The organism is Streptomyces sp. NPDC048612 (assembly GCF_043199295.1).
Taxonomy (GTDB): domain Bacteria; phylum Actinomycetota; class Actinomycetes; order Streptomycetales; family Streptomycetaceae; genus Streptomyces.
In genome coordinates this window covers 157,074-172,965 of sequence record NZ_JBICVV010000016.1, presented here as the reverse complement: position 1 = coordinate 172,965, position 15,892 = coordinate 157,074, and the positions used below count along the sequence as shown (strand labels likewise).

The 15,892-nt window shown below is 71.6% G+C and carries 13 protein-coding genes; 7 read left to right on the top strand and 6 right to left on the bottom strand.

From position 1 onward, the window contains the following. Window positions 1-20 precede the first annotated feature (20 nt). Both ACGFN2_RS23760 and ACGFN2_RS23755 read right to left on the bottom strand, forming a co-directional pair. The gene (locus tag ACGFN2_RS23760) at window positions 21-1,418 is read right to left on the bottom strand and encodes a sensor histidine kinase (protein ID WP_393363566.1); all 1,398 of its coding nucleotides are present in this window, start codon (window positions 1,416-1,418) and stop codon (window positions 21-23) included. Beyond that, window positions 1,415-2,137, bottom strand: coding sequence for a response regulator transcription factor (locus ACGFN2_RS23755; protein WP_362611009.1), 723 nt, complete (start codon window positions 2,135-2,137; stop codon window positions 1,415-1,417). Before ACGFN2_RS23755 ends, ACGFN2_RS23760 begins: the two co-directional genes overlap by 4 nt. Before the next feature lie 57 nt (window positions 2,138-2,194). Between ACGFN2_RS23755 and ACGFN2_RS23750 the strand changes: the two genes are divergently transcribed. Together ACGFN2_RS23750 and ACGFN2_RS23745 are read left to right on the top strand one after the other, a co-directional pair. Next, window positions 2,195-3,355, top strand: a complete 1,161-nt coding sequence (locus tag ACGFN2_RS23750) for a UDP-N-acetylglucosamine--N-acetylmuramyl-(pentapeptide) pyrophosphoryl-undecaprenol N-acetylglucosamine transferase (RefSeq protein WP_362611006.1) — start codon at window positions 2,195-2,197, stop codon at window positions 3,353-3,355. Continuing rightward, complete coding sequence (locus ACGFN2_RS23745) at window positions 3,352-4,356, top strand: GDP-mannose 4,6-dehydratase (protein ID WP_393363562.1); 1,005 nt, start codon at window positions 3,352-3,354, stop codon at window positions 4,354-4,356. The genes ACGFN2_RS23750 and ACGFN2_RS23745 overlap by 4 nt, the downstream gene beginning before the upstream one ends. Before the next feature lie 51 nt (window positions 4,357-4,407). On the opposite strand, the gene ACGFN2_RS23740 is transcribed toward ACGFN2_RS23745, so the two are convergent. After that, window positions 4,408-5,052, bottom strand: a complete 645-nt coding sequence (locus ACGFN2_RS23740) for a TetR/AcrR family transcriptional regulator (RefSeq protein ID WP_362611000.1) — start codon at window positions 5,050-5,052, stop codon at window positions 4,408-4,410. Between the two features lie 419 nt (window positions 5,053-5,471). Here ACGFN2_RS23740 and ACGFN2_RS23735 point away from each other — a divergent pair, with 419 nt between their 5' ends. From ACGFN2_RS23735 to ACGFN2_RS23720, 4 genes are all read left to right on the top strand, one after another. Beyond that, the gene (locus ACGFN2_RS23735; protein ID WP_362610998.1) at window positions 5,472-6,440 is read left to right on the top strand and encodes a tetratricopeptide repeat protein; all 969 of its coding nucleotides are present in this window, start codon (window positions 5,472-5,474) and stop codon (window positions 6,438-6,440) included. A 613-nt stretch (window positions 6,441-7,053) separates the two neighbouring features. Beyond that, on the top strand, window positions 7,054-7,671 hold the full coding sequence (locus tag ACGFN2_RS23730; protein WP_006603038.1) for a DUF6230 family protein: 618 nt from the start codon (window positions 7,054-7,056) through the stop codon (window positions 7,669-7,671). Window positions 7,672-7,800: 129 nt separating this feature from the next. Then, window positions 7,801-8,364 (top strand): DUF6114 domain-containing protein, encoded by a 564-nt coding sequence (locus ACGFN2_RS23725; RefSeq protein WP_362610996.1) that lies wholly within the window; start codon window positions 7,801-7,803, stop codon window positions 8,362-8,364. Next, window positions 8,354-9,586, top strand: a complete 1,233-nt coding sequence (locus ACGFN2_RS23720) for a hypothetical protein (RefSeq protein WP_393363557.1) — start codon at window positions 8,354-8,356, stop codon at window positions 9,584-9,586. The genes ACGFN2_RS23725 and ACGFN2_RS23720 overlap by 11 nt, the downstream gene beginning before the upstream one ends. Before the next feature lie 96 nt (window positions 9,587-9,682). Here the strand turns inward: ACGFN2_RS23720 and pyk are convergent, their stop codons facing one another. The 3 genes from pyk to pta all read right to left on the bottom strand — a co-directional run bounded on the left by pyk (window position 9,683) and on the right by pta (window position 14,522). Next, window positions 9,683-11,110, bottom strand: coding sequence for a pyruvate kinase (gene pyk, locus ACGFN2_RS23715; protein ID WP_362610991.1), 1,428 nt, complete (start codon window positions 11,108-11,110; stop codon window positions 9,683-9,685). Between the two features lie 61 nt (window positions 11,111-11,171). Further along, complete coding sequence (locus ACGFN2_RS23710; RefSeq protein ID WP_362610989.1) at window positions 11,172-12,383, bottom strand: acetate kinase; 1,212 nt, start codon at window positions 12,381-12,383, stop codon at window positions 11,172-11,174. Between the two features lie 42 nt (window positions 12,384-12,425). Next, entirely contained in the window at window positions 12,426-14,522 is a 2,097-nt protein-coding gene (gene pta, locus ACGFN2_RS23705) for a phosphate acetyltransferase (RefSeq protein WP_362610986.1), read from the bottom strand. Between the two features lie 232 nt (window positions 14,523-14,754). Here pta and ACGFN2_RS23700 point away from each other — a divergent pair, with 232 nt between their 5' ends. Next, window positions 14,755-15,780, top strand: a complete 1,026-nt coding sequence (locus ACGFN2_RS23700) for an ATP-dependent 6-phosphofructokinase (protein WP_362610984.1) — start codon at window positions 14,755-14,757, stop codon at window positions 15,778-15,780. Window positions 15,781-15,892 lie beyond the last annotated feature (112 nt).

Genomic DNA, 15,892 nt, shown 5'->3' with positions numbered 1-15,892 from the left:
CCCGTGGTCCGCCGCCCGCGCTACGGCAGCGGAATCCGCAGCCGGAAGAGCGCCCCGCCCCCCGGTGCCTGCTCGGCGGTGAGCTCGGCCCCGTGGGCGCGGGCGATCTGGCGGGCCATCGCCAGGCCCAGACCGGAGCCGGGCAGGGCGCGGGCCGCCTGCGCCCGGTAGAAGCGGTCGAAGACATGGGGCAGATCGGCGGCCTCGATGCCGGGGCCGTGGTCGCGTACGGTCAGCTCCCAGGCGTCCGGCACACCGCGGAGTTCGGTCTCGACCGGGCCGCCCGGCGGGGAGAACTTCGCCGCGTTGTCGAGCAGGTTGGACAGCAGCCGGGAGAGACGGGCCGGCACCCCCGGGACGGTGGCGTCCGCCGCGGCCGGGTCGACGACGGCGGTGAAGGTGAGCTCCGGCCAGTGTTCCCGGGCCGCGCCCACCGCGTGCTCCAGGAGGGCGGCCGGGCGTACCTGCTCCACCAGGGGCTGCGGCTCCTCGTCGCGGGCCAGCTCGATCAGGTCGTTGACGAGCGTGGTGACCTCGCGCAGCTGGCGGCCCAGGGCGCCCGCGGCCCGGTCGCGCTGGGCGTCGGTCAACCGGTCGGCGCGGGCGAGGAGTTCGGCGTTGGTGCGGAGCGCGGTCAGCGGGGTGCGCAGCTCGTGCGAGGCGTCGGCGACCAGCCGGCGCTGGGCGGTGACCGACTGCTCCAGTTCGCCGAGCATGGTGTTGAAGCTGGTGGCGAGGCGGGTGACCTCGTCCTCCCGGGCGGGCGGGCCTGCGGGGAGTTCGATGCGGTGGCGGGCGTCGCGGGTGGCGGCGATGCGCTCCGCTGTGGCGGTGAGCCGGGCGACCGGGGCCAGGCCCGTACGGGACACCCAGTAGCCCAGGGCGGCGGCCAGCAGGACGCCCGCGCCGCCGAGCACGGCCAGCGCCCCGGCGGCCTGCTCGACGCCCCGGTCGACGGTGTCGGAGCGCTGGGCGACCTGCACCGCCTCGTCCTTGTCCGCCAGGCGCGTGGTGAGCATCCGGACCGGATGGCCGGCCACCGTCAGCTTCGTGTAGAATGCCGCGCGCCGGCCGTCGGCGACCTGCCGGGTGGCGTCGGAGACGGGCAGCACATACGGCTTGCGCGGGTCCCTGGCGGGGTCGGACGGCACGATCTGGACGCAGGCCGAGGCCGGGTACCGGCAGAGGGTGTCACTCGGGGTCGGGCCCCAGTCGTGGCGGTCCCGGACGGCCTGGGCGGCCGTCTGGCTCAGGCTCAGCTCCAGCTGACGGGTCATCTGGTAGTCGATGATGGTGAACGCGGCCGCACAGACGCCGACCGCCACCACCGCCACCGCGGAGGAGGCCGCCAGCGCCAGCCGGGTGCGCAGCGGGCGGCGCCGCCGCCAGCGGGCCCCCAGGCCGCGGGTGCCGGTCATGCGCCCTCCGCGTGGTCCAGGCGGTAGCCGATGCCGTGCACGGTGTGGACGAGCCGGGGCTCGCCGCCCGCCTCCAGCTTGCGGCGCAGATAACCGATGTACACGGCCAGCGAGTTGGAGTCCGGCCCGAAGTCGCGGCCCCAGACGCGCTCCAGGATCACCTCGCGTGGCAGCACCTGCCGGGGGTGCAGCAGCAACAGCTCCAGCAGCGCCCACTCGGTGCGGCTGAACTCCAGCGGACGGCCCGCCCGGTGGCCGGTACGGGTCACCGGGTCGACGACCAGGTCGCCGAAGGAGAGCCGGGGGTCCTCCACGGCCGTGGTCGACGCCCGCCGCAGCAGCGCCCTGACCCGGGCCACCAGTTCGTCCAGGGCGAAGGGTTTGACGAGGTAGTCGTCGGCGCCGGCGTCGAGTCCGTCGACCCGTTCGCTGACCGAGCCCAGCGCGGTCAGCACGAGGATCGGGGTGCGGTCGTCCAGGGCGCGCAGCCGGCGGCAGACGGCCAGGCCGTCCAGTACCGGCATCATCACGTCCAGGACCAGGGCGTCCGGCTGCCAGGCGGCGACCTCCGAGAGGGCGGCCAGGCCGTCGGCGGCGCCGCGCACCGCATAGCCCTCCACGGCGAGGCCGTCCTCGACGGCGGCGCGCACCTCCGGTTCGTCGTCGACGACGAGGATCTTGGCGGCTGGGGTGTTCCCGGGCGTGGGCGGCATGGACATAGGCTGCCAAACACCTCTCTTAGAAGCTTCTTAGGGCACAGGGCGAGCGTGGCGGCCATGCGCACACCACTCTCTGTCGTGATCGGTGCGGGCGGCACCGGCGGCCACATCTATCCCGGACTCGCGCTCGCCGACGCGCTCCGCCGGGCCGTGCCCGACGCGGCCATCTCCTTCGTCGGGACCGAACGCGGACTGGAGACGCGGCTGATCCCGCAGGCCGGATACCGGCTGCACACGGTTGACATGATCCCCTTCGATCCCGCACTGGGCGCCCGACGCTATCTGCTGCCGGCCGCGCTGCTGCGCTCGGGCGGCCAGTGCCGGGCGCTCCTCAAGGAACAGAAAGCCCAGGTCGCGGTCGGTATGGGCGGCTATCCGAGCGCCCCGGTGATCGTCGGGGCGCGGCTGGCCGGGCTGCCGAGCGTGATCCACGAGTCCAACGCGGTGCCCGGCCGGGCCAACAAGTTCGCGGCCCGGCTCACCCCGCACCTCACCCTCGCCTTCGACCGCAGCCGGGAGCATCTGGCCGGCGGCGACCGGGCCGAGACCGTGGGGATGCCCCTGGTCGGCCCGCTGGCCGAACTGGACCGCACCCGGCTGCGCCCCGCCGCCCGCCGGGAGCTGGGGGTGCCGGACGGCGCGCGGCTGCTGCTGGTCAACGGCGGCAGCCTGGGCGCGGCCCGGCTGACCGAGGCGGCGGTGGGGCTGGCCGGCCGCTACCGGTCGCGGCCGGACCTCCGGCTGCTGATCAAGACCGGGCCCGCGGCCCTGGAGGAGACCCGGGCGAAGCTGGCGGCTAACGGCGGGGCGGCGGTCGCCGAGGCCGTGCCCTACCTCGACCGGATGGACCTGGCCTACGCCGCCGCCGATCTCGTGGTGTGCCGGGCCGGTTCGGCCACCGTGGCGGAGCTGGCCACGATCGGGATGCCGGCCGTCCTCGTGCCGTATCCGCACGCGCCGGGCGACCACCAGACCCATAACGCACGGGTGCTCTCCGACACCGGGGCCGCGCTGCTGCTGCCCGACCCGGAGACCTCGGCCGAGCGGCTGGACTCCCTGGTCACCCCGCTGCTCGACGACCCCCGCCGGCTCGCCGCGATGGGCGCCGCCGCCGACCCCGGCACCCATGCCCGCGCCGCCGACCTGCTGGCCGCCAGGGTGCTGGCCCTGGCCGGCCACCCCCTCGCCCACCACCTCAGGATGAAGGAGACAGCATGAACAGCAGCACGCAGCAGTGGACCGGCCGCAAGGTCCTGGTCACCGGGGCCGAGGGGTTCATCGGCTCAACTCTGGTCGACCTGCTGGTGGAAGCCGGCGCCGAGGTCCGGGCGTTCGTCCATTACAAGCCGTACGCCGAAAAGGGAAATCTGGCGCGGTATCTCGTGCCGGGCGGTCCGGTCGAGATGATCGCGGGTGATGTCCGGGACGCGGGCCGGGTGATGGACGCCGTCGCGGGCTGCGACACCGTCTTCCATCTCGCCGCGCTGATCGGGATTCCGTACAGCTACGACTCACCGGGCGCCTACGTGCAGACGAACGTGGTGGGGACGGAGAACATCGCGGAGGCCTGCCGCCGCCATGACGTGCGCCGGCTGGTGCACACGTCCACCAGCGAGGTCTACGGGACGGCGCTGACCGCGCCGATCACCGAGGACCACCCGCTGCAGCCGCAGTCGCCGTACTCCGCCTCGAAGATCGGCGCGGACATGATGGCGCTGTCCCACCGGCACGCCTTCGGGCTGCCGGTGACCGTGGTGCGGCCGTTCAACACCTACGGGCCGCGGCAGTCGGCGCGTGCGGTGATCCCCACGATCCTGGCCCAACTCCACTCCGGCGCCCGGCAGATCAAGCTCGGCTCGCTCACCCCGACCCGCGACTTCACCTACGTCACGGACACCGCGGCCGGGTTCCTGGCGCTGGCCGACTGCGACCGGGCGCTGGGCGAGGTCGTCAATCTCGGCACCGGCCGGGAGATCGCGATCGGCGCCCTCGCCGAGGCGCTGATCGCGGCGTCCGGCCGGGAGGCCGAGGTCGTGGTGGACACCGCCCGGCTGCGGCCGGCCGGCAGTGAGGTCGAGCGGCTGCTGTCGGACAACTCCCGGGCCCGCGAGTGGGCTTCGTGGCGGCCGGAGGTCTCGCTGGAGCAGGGCCTGAAGCGGACGTCGGAGTGGGTGGCGGAGCACCTGCACCTCTTCGCGGCGGACCGCTACCAGGTCTGACCGGCACCGGGGCCGGGTGTCCGCCGCCGCACCGCGGCGCGGCGCCCGGCCTCAGTCCTGTGTGCCCAGGCCGGCCAGGCCGGTGAGGAAGAGCGCCGTGAAGTCGTGTCCCCACGCGGCGTCCACGGGCTCGCCGCTGACCAGGGTGCGGTGCACGATCGCACCGGCGATCACGTCGAAGATCAGGTCCATGTTGCGGGTGGCGGCCTGCTCGCCGTCCTCGCCGGGGCCGTCGGGGGGCAGTTCGCCGCGGGCCTGGGCGCGCGAGCGGCCGAGCAGCACCAGCCGCTTCTGGCGGTCGACGATCGCCGACCGGATGCGCTCGCGCAGCGCCTCGTCGGTGGTGGACTCGGCGACCACGGCCATCAGCGCCGTCTTGGTCTCCGGCCGGGCCAGCAGCGCGCCGAACTGCAGCACCACGCCCTCGATGTCGGCCCGCAGGGAGCCCCGGTCGGGGAGTTCGAGCTCGTCGAAGAGGACCGCCACGGCATCCACGACGAGCTCGTTCTTGTTGGCCCAGCGGCGGTAGAGCGTCGTTTTGGCCACCCCGGCGCGGGCCGCCACATCGCTCATGGTCAGCCGCCCCCAGCCCAGGTCGACGAGCGCGGCACGGGTCGCGTCGAGGATCGCCCGGTCGGTCTCGGCGCTGCGGGGGCGGCCCGTGCGGCCCTTGCGCGGGCTGGCGGAGTGGTGCATGCGGGCGACCATACCGGGCAGTACGGGGGCGGCCGGTGTACGCCGTGAGGGAGATCACTCGGCGCGGGGCCGGAACTGGTGGTTGTGCGGGGGTGCCGGGGAGTTACGCTACGGGTCGTAGCGAAAGAGCGATAACCACGGGCTGTGGGTGGGGACCCACGGCCGCGCAGGACGGTCCTCCTCGGGACCGCACGACGGCCCTTCCGGGGGCCGCACGGGCTGTGATTCCCGTACGTACACCGGCATGCCGGCGGGGTGTGCGGACGGGACGCGGGCCCGGTGAAAGGCCCGGCGCCCGCGCCGGAGCGGCCTTCCGTGCCGCCGACCGCACGACCGACCGCAGCACCGATCAGATCGCCGATCGCCCCGCTTTCCGGATCGCTTTTCGGAACGGGCCGCCCAGGGGGGAGGATGGACCCATGCAGCCACGCAATATGTCCATGAGTGGAGTCGTCGACCTCGCAGCGGTGAAGGCGGCCGGGGAAGCGAAGCAGAAGGCGGAGCAGGCACGCGCCGAGGCCGCCCGTACGGGCCGGGCGCCGACGAGCGGTGCCCGCCTGGTGTTCGACGTCGACGAGGCGGGGTTCCAGCAGGACGTCCTGCAGCGCTCGACCGAGGTCCCGGTCGTCATCGACTTCTGGGCCGAGTGGTGCGAGCCGTGCAAGCAGCTCGGTCCGCTGCTGGAGCGGCTCGCGGGGGAGTACGCCGGCAAGTTCGTGCTGGCCAAGATCGACGTTGACACCAACCAGGCGCTGTTCCAGCAGTTCGGGGTGCAGGGCATCCCGGCGGTCTTCGCGGTCGTCGCGGGTCAGCCGATCCCGCTGTTCCAGGGTGCGGCTCCCGAGTCGCAGATCCGCCAGGTGCTCGACGAGCTGGTGCGGGCCGCCGAGCAGCAGTTCGGCATCGTGGGGGCGCCGGCCGAGCCGCAGGCGGACGAGCAGGCGGCGGAGGAGGTCCCGGTGCCGGCCGGTCCGTACGACGCCGTGCTGGAGGCCGCGAACCAGGCGCTGGACTCCGGCGACCTGGGCGGTGCCATCCAGGCCTACAAGAACGTGCTCTCCGACGACCCGGCCAACCCGGAGGCCAAGCTCGGTCTGGCGCAGGCCGAACTCCTGCACCGGGTACAGGATCTCGACCCGCAGGCGGTGCGCAAGGAGGCCGCGGAGAACCCGGCCGACGCCCAGGCGCAGATCCGGGCCGCGGACCTCGACCTGGTCGGCGGTCATGTCGAGGACGCCTTCGGGCGGCTGGTCGACGCGGTGAAGCGGACCGCGGGGGACGACCGGGAGGCCGCGCGAGTGCGTCTGCTGGAGCTGTTCGAGGTCATCGGCGCGGACGATCCGCGGGTGACGGCGGCCCGTACGGCGCTGGCCCGGGTGCTGTTCTGACCCGCTGTCCGCACACTCGCCCGCTTCTGACCAGTACGGCCACCGCGGGTTGACCAAACAAACGAAGCAGCGGCCACGTTTTACCAAAACTTGGTAAACGTGGCCGCTGTTACTTCAAGTAAGTCCTGGCGACCCTCTTGCGGCAGTGTGTCCGCAATTGCCTCATGTCCCTTCGCTGTTAGCAGCGACGGTGTGTGCCCAGTCGATCTCTCCGGGTCGCGGCGTGTTTATCGGGCCGTTACCCGCAAGTAACGAGCCCCTTGTGCGACGGCCGGGAATGGACCACGATCGGCCACGCTCGGTCCATTCCCCCCGCCCGGCATCCGGTCGGTGTCGCGGGGCACTTGGGTCCCCACCGAGTGGCCGGCGGCAGTGGCGCCGGCCATGGACAGGGGGGTCTCTGCCCCACCCGGCAGAGCCTGTCCGAGGAGGTTGCGCGAGAGCGTGGCCAGTGGTTGTCGCTCGGGGGTGATCGCCGGTGTTCGGAACACGATGTGCCTCCGAGATCAGGCGCTCTCCTTCCCGAGGACGTAGCACTTCTCCCATCCCAGGTACCGCTGTCCCAACTCGGGGGGCAGGTACCGGAGATGTACGTCCGAGAAGGAGGAAAGTCATGGAGTCCCTGGCTCGTGGCGGGACCAGATGGAAGCGGTTCGCCGTCGTCATGGTGCCGAGCGTCGCGGCGACCGCCGCGATCGGCGTCGCCCTCTCGCAGGGTGCGCTCGCGGCATCGTTCAGCGTGTCCGGACAGCAGTTCAAGGTCGCTACCGACCGGCTGGACGGCACCGGATTTGTTCAGTACGGAGCCATTGACGCCCAGAAGGGCGGCAAGCAGGTCCCGGTGGCGGTCTCGGGGTTCTCGAACGCCAAGATCAAGAACCTGTGCCAGTCGGTAGTCGTTCCGGTCCCGGTCTTCGGCGATGTGTCGATGAAGCTGTCGGCCGGTGGCGGTGACACGCCCGTCGAGGCGAAGAACCTCTACATCGACCTCGATCAGCTGTCCGCGGACGCGACCTTCAACAACATCGACATCGGTGTTGCTGCGGGCTCGACGACCAAGGGCCCGGGTATGCACAAGGGCGACAAGGCCGACCCCGGCTCGTTCGCCCAGCAGGCCGACTCGGCCACGCTGACCCACGTCAAGCAGACGGCCTGGGCCACGACGGCCGGCACGTTCAAGCTCAGCGGCCTCAAGATGAGCGTCGCCAAGGGCAAGAGCGAGTGCTACTGACGCACTGAGCGTGCGGGCGCGGGGCGGGCTGTCACGGCCGATGCCGTTCCCCGTGCCCGTACGCGGGTAGCGCTAGTAGGACACTCAGCACAGAACCACCGATTTGCCAGTCCCGAGGAGCTGTACGACATGAGCGCCGAAACGCGACCACGGCTGATCGAGACCATCGGCCGGAAGCGGATTTCGTTCCGGGAGTGGCGCGGACACCGCCCGTTCTGGGGCGGAATGCTGACTCTGCTGGCCGGCATCCCGATCATGTACATCCCTTACGCGAATCTCACGATCGGTTCCCTGACCGTCCGCATGGCGACCACCGCCGGCGCCGGCTCGCTGATCATCGGCGTACTGCTGGTCGTGCTCGGTCTGACCATGTGGTTCCAGCCTGCCTCGCGTGTCTTCGCGGGTGTCGCGGCGATTCTGCTCTCCCTGGTCTCCCTGGTCGTCTCGAACTTCGGCGCCTTCCTGATCGGCTTCCTCCTGGGGCTGATCGGCGGTGCGCTCGGTGTCTCCTGGGCGCCGGGCAGGGCCACACAGGGCGGGGACGACACCGAGCCGGACCGCACCACGGTCGCCGGACCGGTGGTCGCCACCCACCCGGCGCCTGCCGCGGGTCCCGGGTTGGGCAAGGGACTGGACGATCTGTCAGGAACGAGCCCGACCAACGGAACCAACAGGAGGCACCGTGCCGGGTGACGAGCTGCACGAGGAGAACGCAGCTGCCGGGGCGAGAAACGGGCCGAGACACGCGGCGCCGAGGAAGCCGCTGCTGACGCGGTTCCATGTGCCCGCGGGCAAGGCGATAGCCATCGCCGCCATGCCGTCCGCCGTTCTCATGGGGATGGGGCTCACGCCCCAGATGGCGATAGCCAAGCCCGCGCCCCCCAAGAGCCCCTTCAAGGACGGCCCGTGCGTCACTGCTCCGGACAAGGTGGAGCAGAAGGACGGCGCTTCCAAGGACGGTGCGAAGGACTCCAAGGACGACACCGAGCCGTCCCAGAAGCCCTTGCCCTCCCCGTCGGCCGGCAAGGACGCGGAGCCTGCGCCCGAGCCGTCCGGCTCCTCGAAGACCGACGAGCCCGCGGACTCCCCGAGCCCGTCGCCGTCGGAATCCGAGGACGAGAAGGACGACGGGGGCCTGCTGGGCGGCATCGGTGATGCGCTCGGCGGCCTCCTGGGCGGGGACGACGAGGACGAGGAGGAGGCGGCCGCCTCGCCGAGCCCCTCCGCGTCCGAAACGGCCTCCCCGAGCCCGTCGCCGTCCGCGTCGAAGGACGCCGGCTCCGCGGCCGGCAAGGCCACGAAGCCGGTCACGGACACCGTCGACGGCCTCAAGGACGGGTCGAAGACGGTCAAGGACACCGTCCACGGCGCGGTGGGCGCGGCGGACAACGCCCTGCCCGGCGGCGGCCTCGACGGCAAGGACGCCGACGGCAAGAAGGCGTACCCCTGCGTCGTCGAGAACAAGCAGAAGGGCGAGGACGAGCAGACGCCCGTCACCCTGCCCGACGACCCCTGGCACCTGGAGTCCAGCGCGCTCACCCTGCGCGGTCTGAACTACGAGGGCGTCGTCAACGTCAAGACCCAGAACGGCCACACCAAGCAGGCCCTGAAGTTCACCGCCGACAGCGTCGACATCGGCGATCTGCATCAGACCGTCGACGACCGGGCGTCCGGCAAGAAGTACCACGTACAGGCGTCCCAGGGGTCCACGTCCACGATCCGCGGCGGCAAGGTGACGATGTACACCGAGCGGCTCCAGGGCAACCTCTTCGGGCTGATCCCGATCGTCTTCGACCCCGAGCACCCGCCGCCGCTCAACGTCCCGTTCGCGTACTTCACCAAGGTGAAGATCGAGCAGGCGGGCCAGTTCGGCGGCAACCTCCACGTCCCGGGGCTGCACCAGTTCATGAGCTGAGGAACGCCCCGGGCCACCGGCCCGTCCGGGAGCCGCAAAAGGCGGTGGGCCACCCCCCTCCAGGGGTGGCCCACCGCCTTTTCGTGCGCCGGTGCGTCAGACCTGCTCGCCGCCGAGGTGGTGCACCCGGACCATGTTGGTGGTGCCGGGGACGCCGGGGGGCGAACCGGCGGTGATCAGCATGGTGTCGCCCTTGCTGTAGCGCTGGAGCTTGAGCAGCTCGGCGTCCACCAGGTCGACCATCGCGTCGGTGTTGTCGGCGTGCGGCACGATGAAGGCGTCGACGCCCCAGCTCAGGGTGAGCTGGTTGCGGGTGGACGCCTCGGTGGTGAAGGCCAGGACCGGCTGGGCCGCGCGGTAGCGGGAGAGCCGGCGGGCGGTGTCACCGGACTTGGTGAAGGCCACCAGCGCCTTGCCGTCCAGGAAGTCGGCCATCTCGCAGGCCGCACGGGCCACCGCGCCGCCCTGCGTCCGCGGCTTCTTGCCGGGCACCAGCGGCTGCAGGCCCTTGGAGAGCAGCTCCTCCTCGGCCGCCTCGACGATCTTCGACATCGTCTTGACGGTCTCGATCGGGTACTGGCCCACCGACGACTCCGCGGAGAGCATGACCGCGTCGGCGCCGTCGAGGATGGCGTTGGCGACGTCGGAGGCCTCGGCGCGGGTCGGGCGGGAGTTGGTGATCATCGACTCCATCATCTGGGTCGCGACGATCACCGGCTTGGCGTTGCGGCGGCACAGCTCGATGAGCCGCTTCTGCACCATCGGGACCTTCTCCAGCGGGTACTCCACCGCCAGGTCGCCACGGGCCACCATCACCGCGTCGAAGGCCAGCACGACCTCCTCCATGTTGGCGACCGCCTGCGGCTTCTCGACCTTGGCGATGACCGGGACCCGGCGGCCCACCTCGTCCATGACGCGGTGCACGTCCTGGACGTCCTTGGCGTCCCGCACGAAGGACAGCGCGACCATGTCGCAGCCCATCCGCAGGGCGAACTTCAGGTCCTCGATGTCCTTCCCGGACAGCGCGGGGACGTTCACCGCGGCGCCGGGCAGGTTGATGCCCTTGTGGTCGGAGATGACCCCGCCCTCGATGACGATGGTCCGCACCCGCGGGCCGTCGACCTCGGTGACCTGGAGCGCGACATTGCCGTCGTTGATCAGGACCGGGTCGCCCTTGGACACGTCGCCGGGCAGGCCCTTGTAGGTCGTTCCGCAGATGGTCCGGTCGCCGGGCACGTCCTCGGTGGTGATGACGAACTCGTCGCCGCGCACCAGCTCCACCGGGCCGTCGGCGAAGGTCTCCAGCCGGATCTTGGGGCCCTGGAGGTCGGCCAGCACACCGACGGCGCGGCCGGTCTCCTCGGAGGCCTTGCGGAGGCGGTGGTACCGCTCCTCGTGCTCCGGCTGGGTCCCGTGGCTCATGTTGAAGCGGGCCACGTTCATACCGGCCTCGATCAGCGTCTTCAGCTGCTCGAAGGAGTCGACGGCGGGGCCCAGGGTGCAGACGATTTTGGAACGGCGCATGGGCGGAATCCTATCGGTTTGTTTAGCGGCGGAATATATCGGTCGGTGGAAACACCGAGTCCTACGCGCTGACCAGGGCGTATGTCTGCTGGGCGATCTCCAGTTCCTCGTCGGTCGGGACGACGGCGACCGCGACCCGGGCGTACTCGGGCGAGATCAGCCGGGGCTCGCCGGACCGTACGGCGTTGAGATCGGCGTCCACGGCCAGACCCATCTCCTCCAGGCCGGCGACGGCGGCCGCGCGCACCGGGGCGGCGTTCTCCCCGACGCCGGCGGTGAACGCCACCGCGTCGACCCGGCCGAGGACCGCGGTGTAGGCGCCGATGTACTTCTTCAGCCGGTGGATGTAGATGTCGAAGGCCAGCCCGGCGCGCTCGTCGCCCTCGTCGATCCGGCGCCGGATCTCCCGCATGTCGTTGTCGCCGCACAGGCCGATCAGGCCACTCTTCTTGTTGAGCAGCACATCGACGTCGTCCTCGGACATCCCCGCGACCCGCTTGAGGTGGAAGGTCACCGCCGGGTCGATGTCACCGGAGCGGGTGCCCATGACCAGGCCCTCCAGCGGTGTCAGGCCCATCGAGGTGTCCACACAGCGGCCGCCGGCCACTGCCGAGGCGGAGGCGCCGTTGCCCAGGTGCAGCACGATCACATTGACGTCCTCCGGCGCCTTGCCCAGCAGCTCGGCGGTCTTGCGGGAGACGTAGGCGTGCGAGGTGCCGTGGAAGCCGTAGCGGCGGATGCGGTGGGCGTCGGCGGTCTCCACGTCGATGGCGTAGCGGGCCGCGTGCTCCGGCATCGTGGTGTGGAAGGCGGTGTCGAAGACCGCGACCTGCGGCAGGTCGGGGCGCAGCGCCTGGGCGGTCCGGATGCCGGTGAGGTTGGCCGGGTTGTGCAGCGGGGCGACCGGCACCAGCCGCTCGATCTCCTGGAGCACCGCGTCGTCGATCACGGTCGGCGCGGTGAACTTCAGCCCGCCGTGCACCACCCGGTGCCCGATCGCGGCCAGTTGCGGGGAGTCGAGGCCGAGACCGTCGGCGGACAGCTCCGCGGCGACGGCCTTCAGCGCGGCCTCGTGGTCGGCTATCGGGCCTTCGGTCTCGCGCTTGTCGCCCCCGGTGGCCAGCGGGGTGTGGGACAGGAGCGAGGTGTCCTCGCCGATCCGCTCGACGAGGCCGACGGCGAGACGGCTGCCGTCGGTCATGTCGAGCAGCTGGTACTTCACCGAGGAGGAGCCGGAGTTGAGGACGAGGACGCGGGTGGCGGTGGCAGTCATGTAGCGCTTTCCGTGGGGTGGGGGAGACGGGGGGGAGCGGGGTCAGCCGGTGTGGGCCGCGCCGGGCCGGGCGCCCTGGGCCTGGATGGCGGTGATGGCCACGGTGTTGACGATGTCCTGCACCAGGGCGCCGCGTGAGAGGTCGTTGACCGGCTTGCGCAGACCCTGGAGGACCGGGCCGACGGCGACCGCACCGGCCGAGCGCTGCACGGCCTTGTAGGTGTTGTTGCCGGTGTTCAGGTCCGGGAAGATCAGCACGGTGGCCTTGCCCGCGACGTCGGACTCCGGCAGCTTGGTCTGCGCGACCGCCGCGTCCACCGCGGCGTCGTACTGGATCGGGCCCTCGACCAGCAGGTCGGGCCGCAGCTCGCGGACGATCTCGGTGGCCTTGCGCACCTTGTCGACGTCCGCGCCGGAGCCGGAGGTGCCGGTGGAGTACGACAGCATCGCGATCCGCGGCTCGACGCCGAACTGGGCGGCGGTGGTGGCCGACTGGATGGCGATGTCCGCCAGCTGCTCGGCGTCCGGGTCCGGGTTGACCGCGCAGTCCCCGTAGACCAGCACCCGGTCGGCCAGGCACATGAAGAACACCGAGGACACGATCTGGGCGCCCGGCTTGGTCTTGATGACCTCGAAGGCGGGGCGGATGGTGGCGGCGGTGGAGTGCACCGCACCGGAGACCATGCCGTCGGCCAGGCCCTCCTGGACCATCAGCGTGCCGAAGTAGGAGACGTCCGCGACCACGTCGTAGGCCAGCTCGACGCTGACGCCCTTGTGGGCACGCAGCTCCGCGTACCGCTCGGCGAACCGCTCGCGCAGCTCGGAGGTCTGCGGGTCGATGATCTGGGCGCCGGTCAGGTCGATGGCGAGGTCGGCGGCGCGCTTGAGGATCGGCTCCTCGGCGCCCAGCAGCGTCAGGTCGCAGACGTCGCGGCGCAGCAGCACATCGGCGGCGCGCAGCACCCGCTCCTCGTCCCCCTCGGGGAGGACGACCCGGCGGCGGCCGGCCCGGGAGCGCTCGATCAGCTCGTGCTCGAACATCATCGGCGTGACCCGGCCGGAGCGGGCGACGGAGATCCGGTTGGTCAGCTCCACGGTGTCCACATGCCGCTCGAAGAGGCCGAGCGCGGTCTCCGCCTTGCGCGGGGAGGCGGCGTTCAGCTTGCCCTCGATCGCGAACAGCTCGGCCGCGGTCGGGAAGGAGCCGCCGGGCACGGAGACGACCGGGGTGCCGGGGGCGAGCCGGGCGGCCAGCGCCATGATGTCGGGGCCGGGCCGCTCGTCGAGGGTGAGCAGCACCCCGGCGATCGGCGGGGCGCCGGCGCTGTGCGCCGCGAGCGAGCCGATGACCAGGTCCGCCCGGTCCCCGGGGGTCACCACGAGGCAGCCGGGCGTGAGCGCCTTGAGGAAGGTCGGCAGCATGGCGCCGCCGAAGACGAAGTTCCGGGCGTCCCGGGCGAGCCCGGAGTCGTCGCCGAGCAGCACCTCGGCGCCGAGGGTGTGCACGATCTGGCCGACGGTCGGCGCGGAGAGCGAGCCGTCCTCGGGGAGCGCGTAGCAGGGCACCGGGAGCCGGGCGGAGAGCCGGTCGACGACGGCCTCGCGGTGTCCGGCGGCGACCCGGTTGACGACCATCGCCACGACGTCGCAGCCCAGCGAGTGGAAGGCGCGGTAGGCGTTACGGGCCTCGGCGCGTATCGACTCGGCCTCCTGGCCCTGGCCGCCGACGACGGCGATCAGCGAGGCGCCGAACTCGTTGGCCAGCCGGGCGTTGAGGCTCAGTTCGTCGGGGAGGTTGGTGTCGGCGTAGTCCGAGCCGAGGACCAGGACGTAGTCGTAGTCCCTGGCCACCGCGTGAAAGCGGTCGACGAGCCGGGAGACCAGCTCGTCGGTGCCGCGCTCGGCCTGGAGTGCGGCGGCCTCGTCGTAGCCGATGCCGTACACGGTGTCGGCGGACTGGGTGAGACGGTAACGGGCCCGCAGCAGGTCGAAGAGCCGGTCGGGTCCGTCGTCGTGCATCAGCGGGCGGAACACCCCGACCCGGTCGACATGGCGGGTGAGGAGTTCCATCACTCCCAGCTCGACGACCTGACGGCCGTCGCCTCGGTCGATGCCGGTCACGTACACGCTGCGCGTCACGCGTGCTCTCCGATCCATTCCGTTTGGTCGCAAGGTCAAATTCAGCCGTTATTGTGGGCTTGCCCCTCTTGACAATACCTGCGGCGCTCGATAAGCCGCTCTCCCAGTTTCCCCTGTGGAGCCGGTGCGGGGACAGTAGGGGGGAGGTCTGTGTGCGGGGAGGGCCGGCCGGCGCGTGAAACAATCGGACCGGCTCACACGAACCAACCGCGAGCACAGGAGACACAGCACGATGCGTATCGGAGTCCTCACCGCAGGCGGCGACTGTCCCGGCCTCAACGCTGTGATCCGGTCTGTTGTCCACCGTGCCCTCACGGGGCACGACGACGAGGTCATAGGTTTCGAGGACGGCTTCAAGGGCCTGCTCGAAGGGCGCTTCCGCAAGCTCGACCTCGACGCGGTCAGCGGCATCCTGGCCCGCGGCGGGACCATCCTGGGCTCGTCCCGGCTGGAGCGCAACCGGCTCCGCGAGGCCTGTGAGAAGTCCAGGGACCTCTCCAAGGACTACGGCATCGACGTCCTGATCCCGATCGGCGGCGAGGGCACCCTCACCGCGGCGCGGATGCTGGCGGACGCCGGGATGCCGGTCGTCGGCGTCCCCAAGACCATCGACAACGACATCTCCTCCACCGACCGCACCTTCGGCTTCGACACCGCCGTGGGCGTCGCGACGGAGGCGATCGACCGCCTCAAGACCACCGCGGAGTCGCACCAGCGGGTCATGGTCGTCGAGGTGATGGGACGGCACGCGGGCTGGATCGCGCTGGAGTCCGGCATGGCCGGCGGCGCGCACGGCATCTGTCTGCCCGAGCGCCCCTTCGACGTCGACGACCTGGTCACGATGGTCGAGGAGCGGTTCGCCCGGGGCAAGAAGTTCGCGGTCGTCTGTGTCGCGGAGGGCGCCCACCCCGCCGCCGAGACCATGGACTACGAGAAGGGCGCGATCGACCAGTTCGGCCACGAGAGGTTCTCCGGTATCGGCAACCACCTCGCCATCGAGCTGGAGAGGCGCCTCGGCAAGGAGGCCCGGCCGGTCATTCTCGGCCATGTCCAGCGCGGCGGTACCCCCACCGCCTACGACCGGGTGCTCGCCACCCGCTTCGGCTGGCACGCCGTCGAGGCCGCCCACCGTGGCGACTTCGGCAGGATGACCGCGCTGCGCGGCACCGACATCACGATGGTCCCGCTGGCCGAGGCGGTCACTACGCTCAAGACGGTGCCGGACTGGCGGATGGACGAGGCCGAGTCGGTCTTCTGAGCCCCGGTCCTCCCCCGCAACAACAGCGGCGGGGGGGGGGGGGGGGCGGGCGCCCCGCGGGGCGCCCCCCGGCGGGGGGGGGGGGGGGCCTGGTGGGCTGTTCGCGGGGCAG

Coding starts and splice junctions, on each gene's coding strand:
- ACGFN2_RS23760 (WP_393363566.1), bottom strand. CDS start 1,418: ATGACCGGCACCCGCGGCCTGGGGGCCCGCTGGCGGCGGCGCCGCCCG.
- ACGFN2_RS23755 (WP_362611009.1), bottom strand. CDS start 2,137: ATGTCCATGCCGCCCACGCCCGGGAACACCCCAGCCGCCAAGATCCTC.
- ACGFN2_RS23750 (WP_362611006.1), top strand. CDS start 2,195: ATGCGCACACCACTCTCTGTCGTGATCGGTGCGGGCGGCACCGGCGGC.
- ACGFN2_RS23745 (WP_393363562.1), top strand. CDS start 3,352: ATGAACAGCAGCACGCAGCAGTGGACCGGCCGCAAGGTCCTGGTCACC.
- ACGFN2_RS23740 (WP_362611000.1), bottom strand. CDS start 5,052: ATGCACCACTCCGCCAGCCCGCGCAAGGGCCGCACGGGCCGCCCCCGC.
- ACGFN2_RS23735 (WP_362610998.1), top strand. CDS start 5,472: ATGCAGCCACGCAATATGTCCATGAGTGGAGTCGTCGACCTCGCAGCG.
- ACGFN2_RS23730 (WP_006603038.1), top strand. CDS start 7,054: ATGGAGTCCCTGGCTCGTGGCGGGACCAGATGGAAGCGGTTCGCCGTC.
- ACGFN2_RS23725 (WP_362610996.1), top strand. CDS start 7,801: ATGAGCGCCGAAACGCGACCACGGCTGATCGAGACCATCGGCCGGAAG.
- pyk (WP_362610991.1), bottom strand. CDS start 11,110: ATGCGCCGTTCCAAAATCGTCTGCACCCTGGGCCCCGCCGTCGACTCC.
- ACGFN2_RS23710 (WP_362610989.1), bottom strand. CDS start 12,383: ATGACTGCCACCGCCACCCGCGTCCTCGTCCTCAACTCCGGCTCCTCC.
- ACGFN2_RS23700 (WP_362610984.1), top strand. CDS start 14,755: ATGCGTATCGGAGTCCTCACCGCAGGCGGCGACTGTCCCGGCCTCAAC.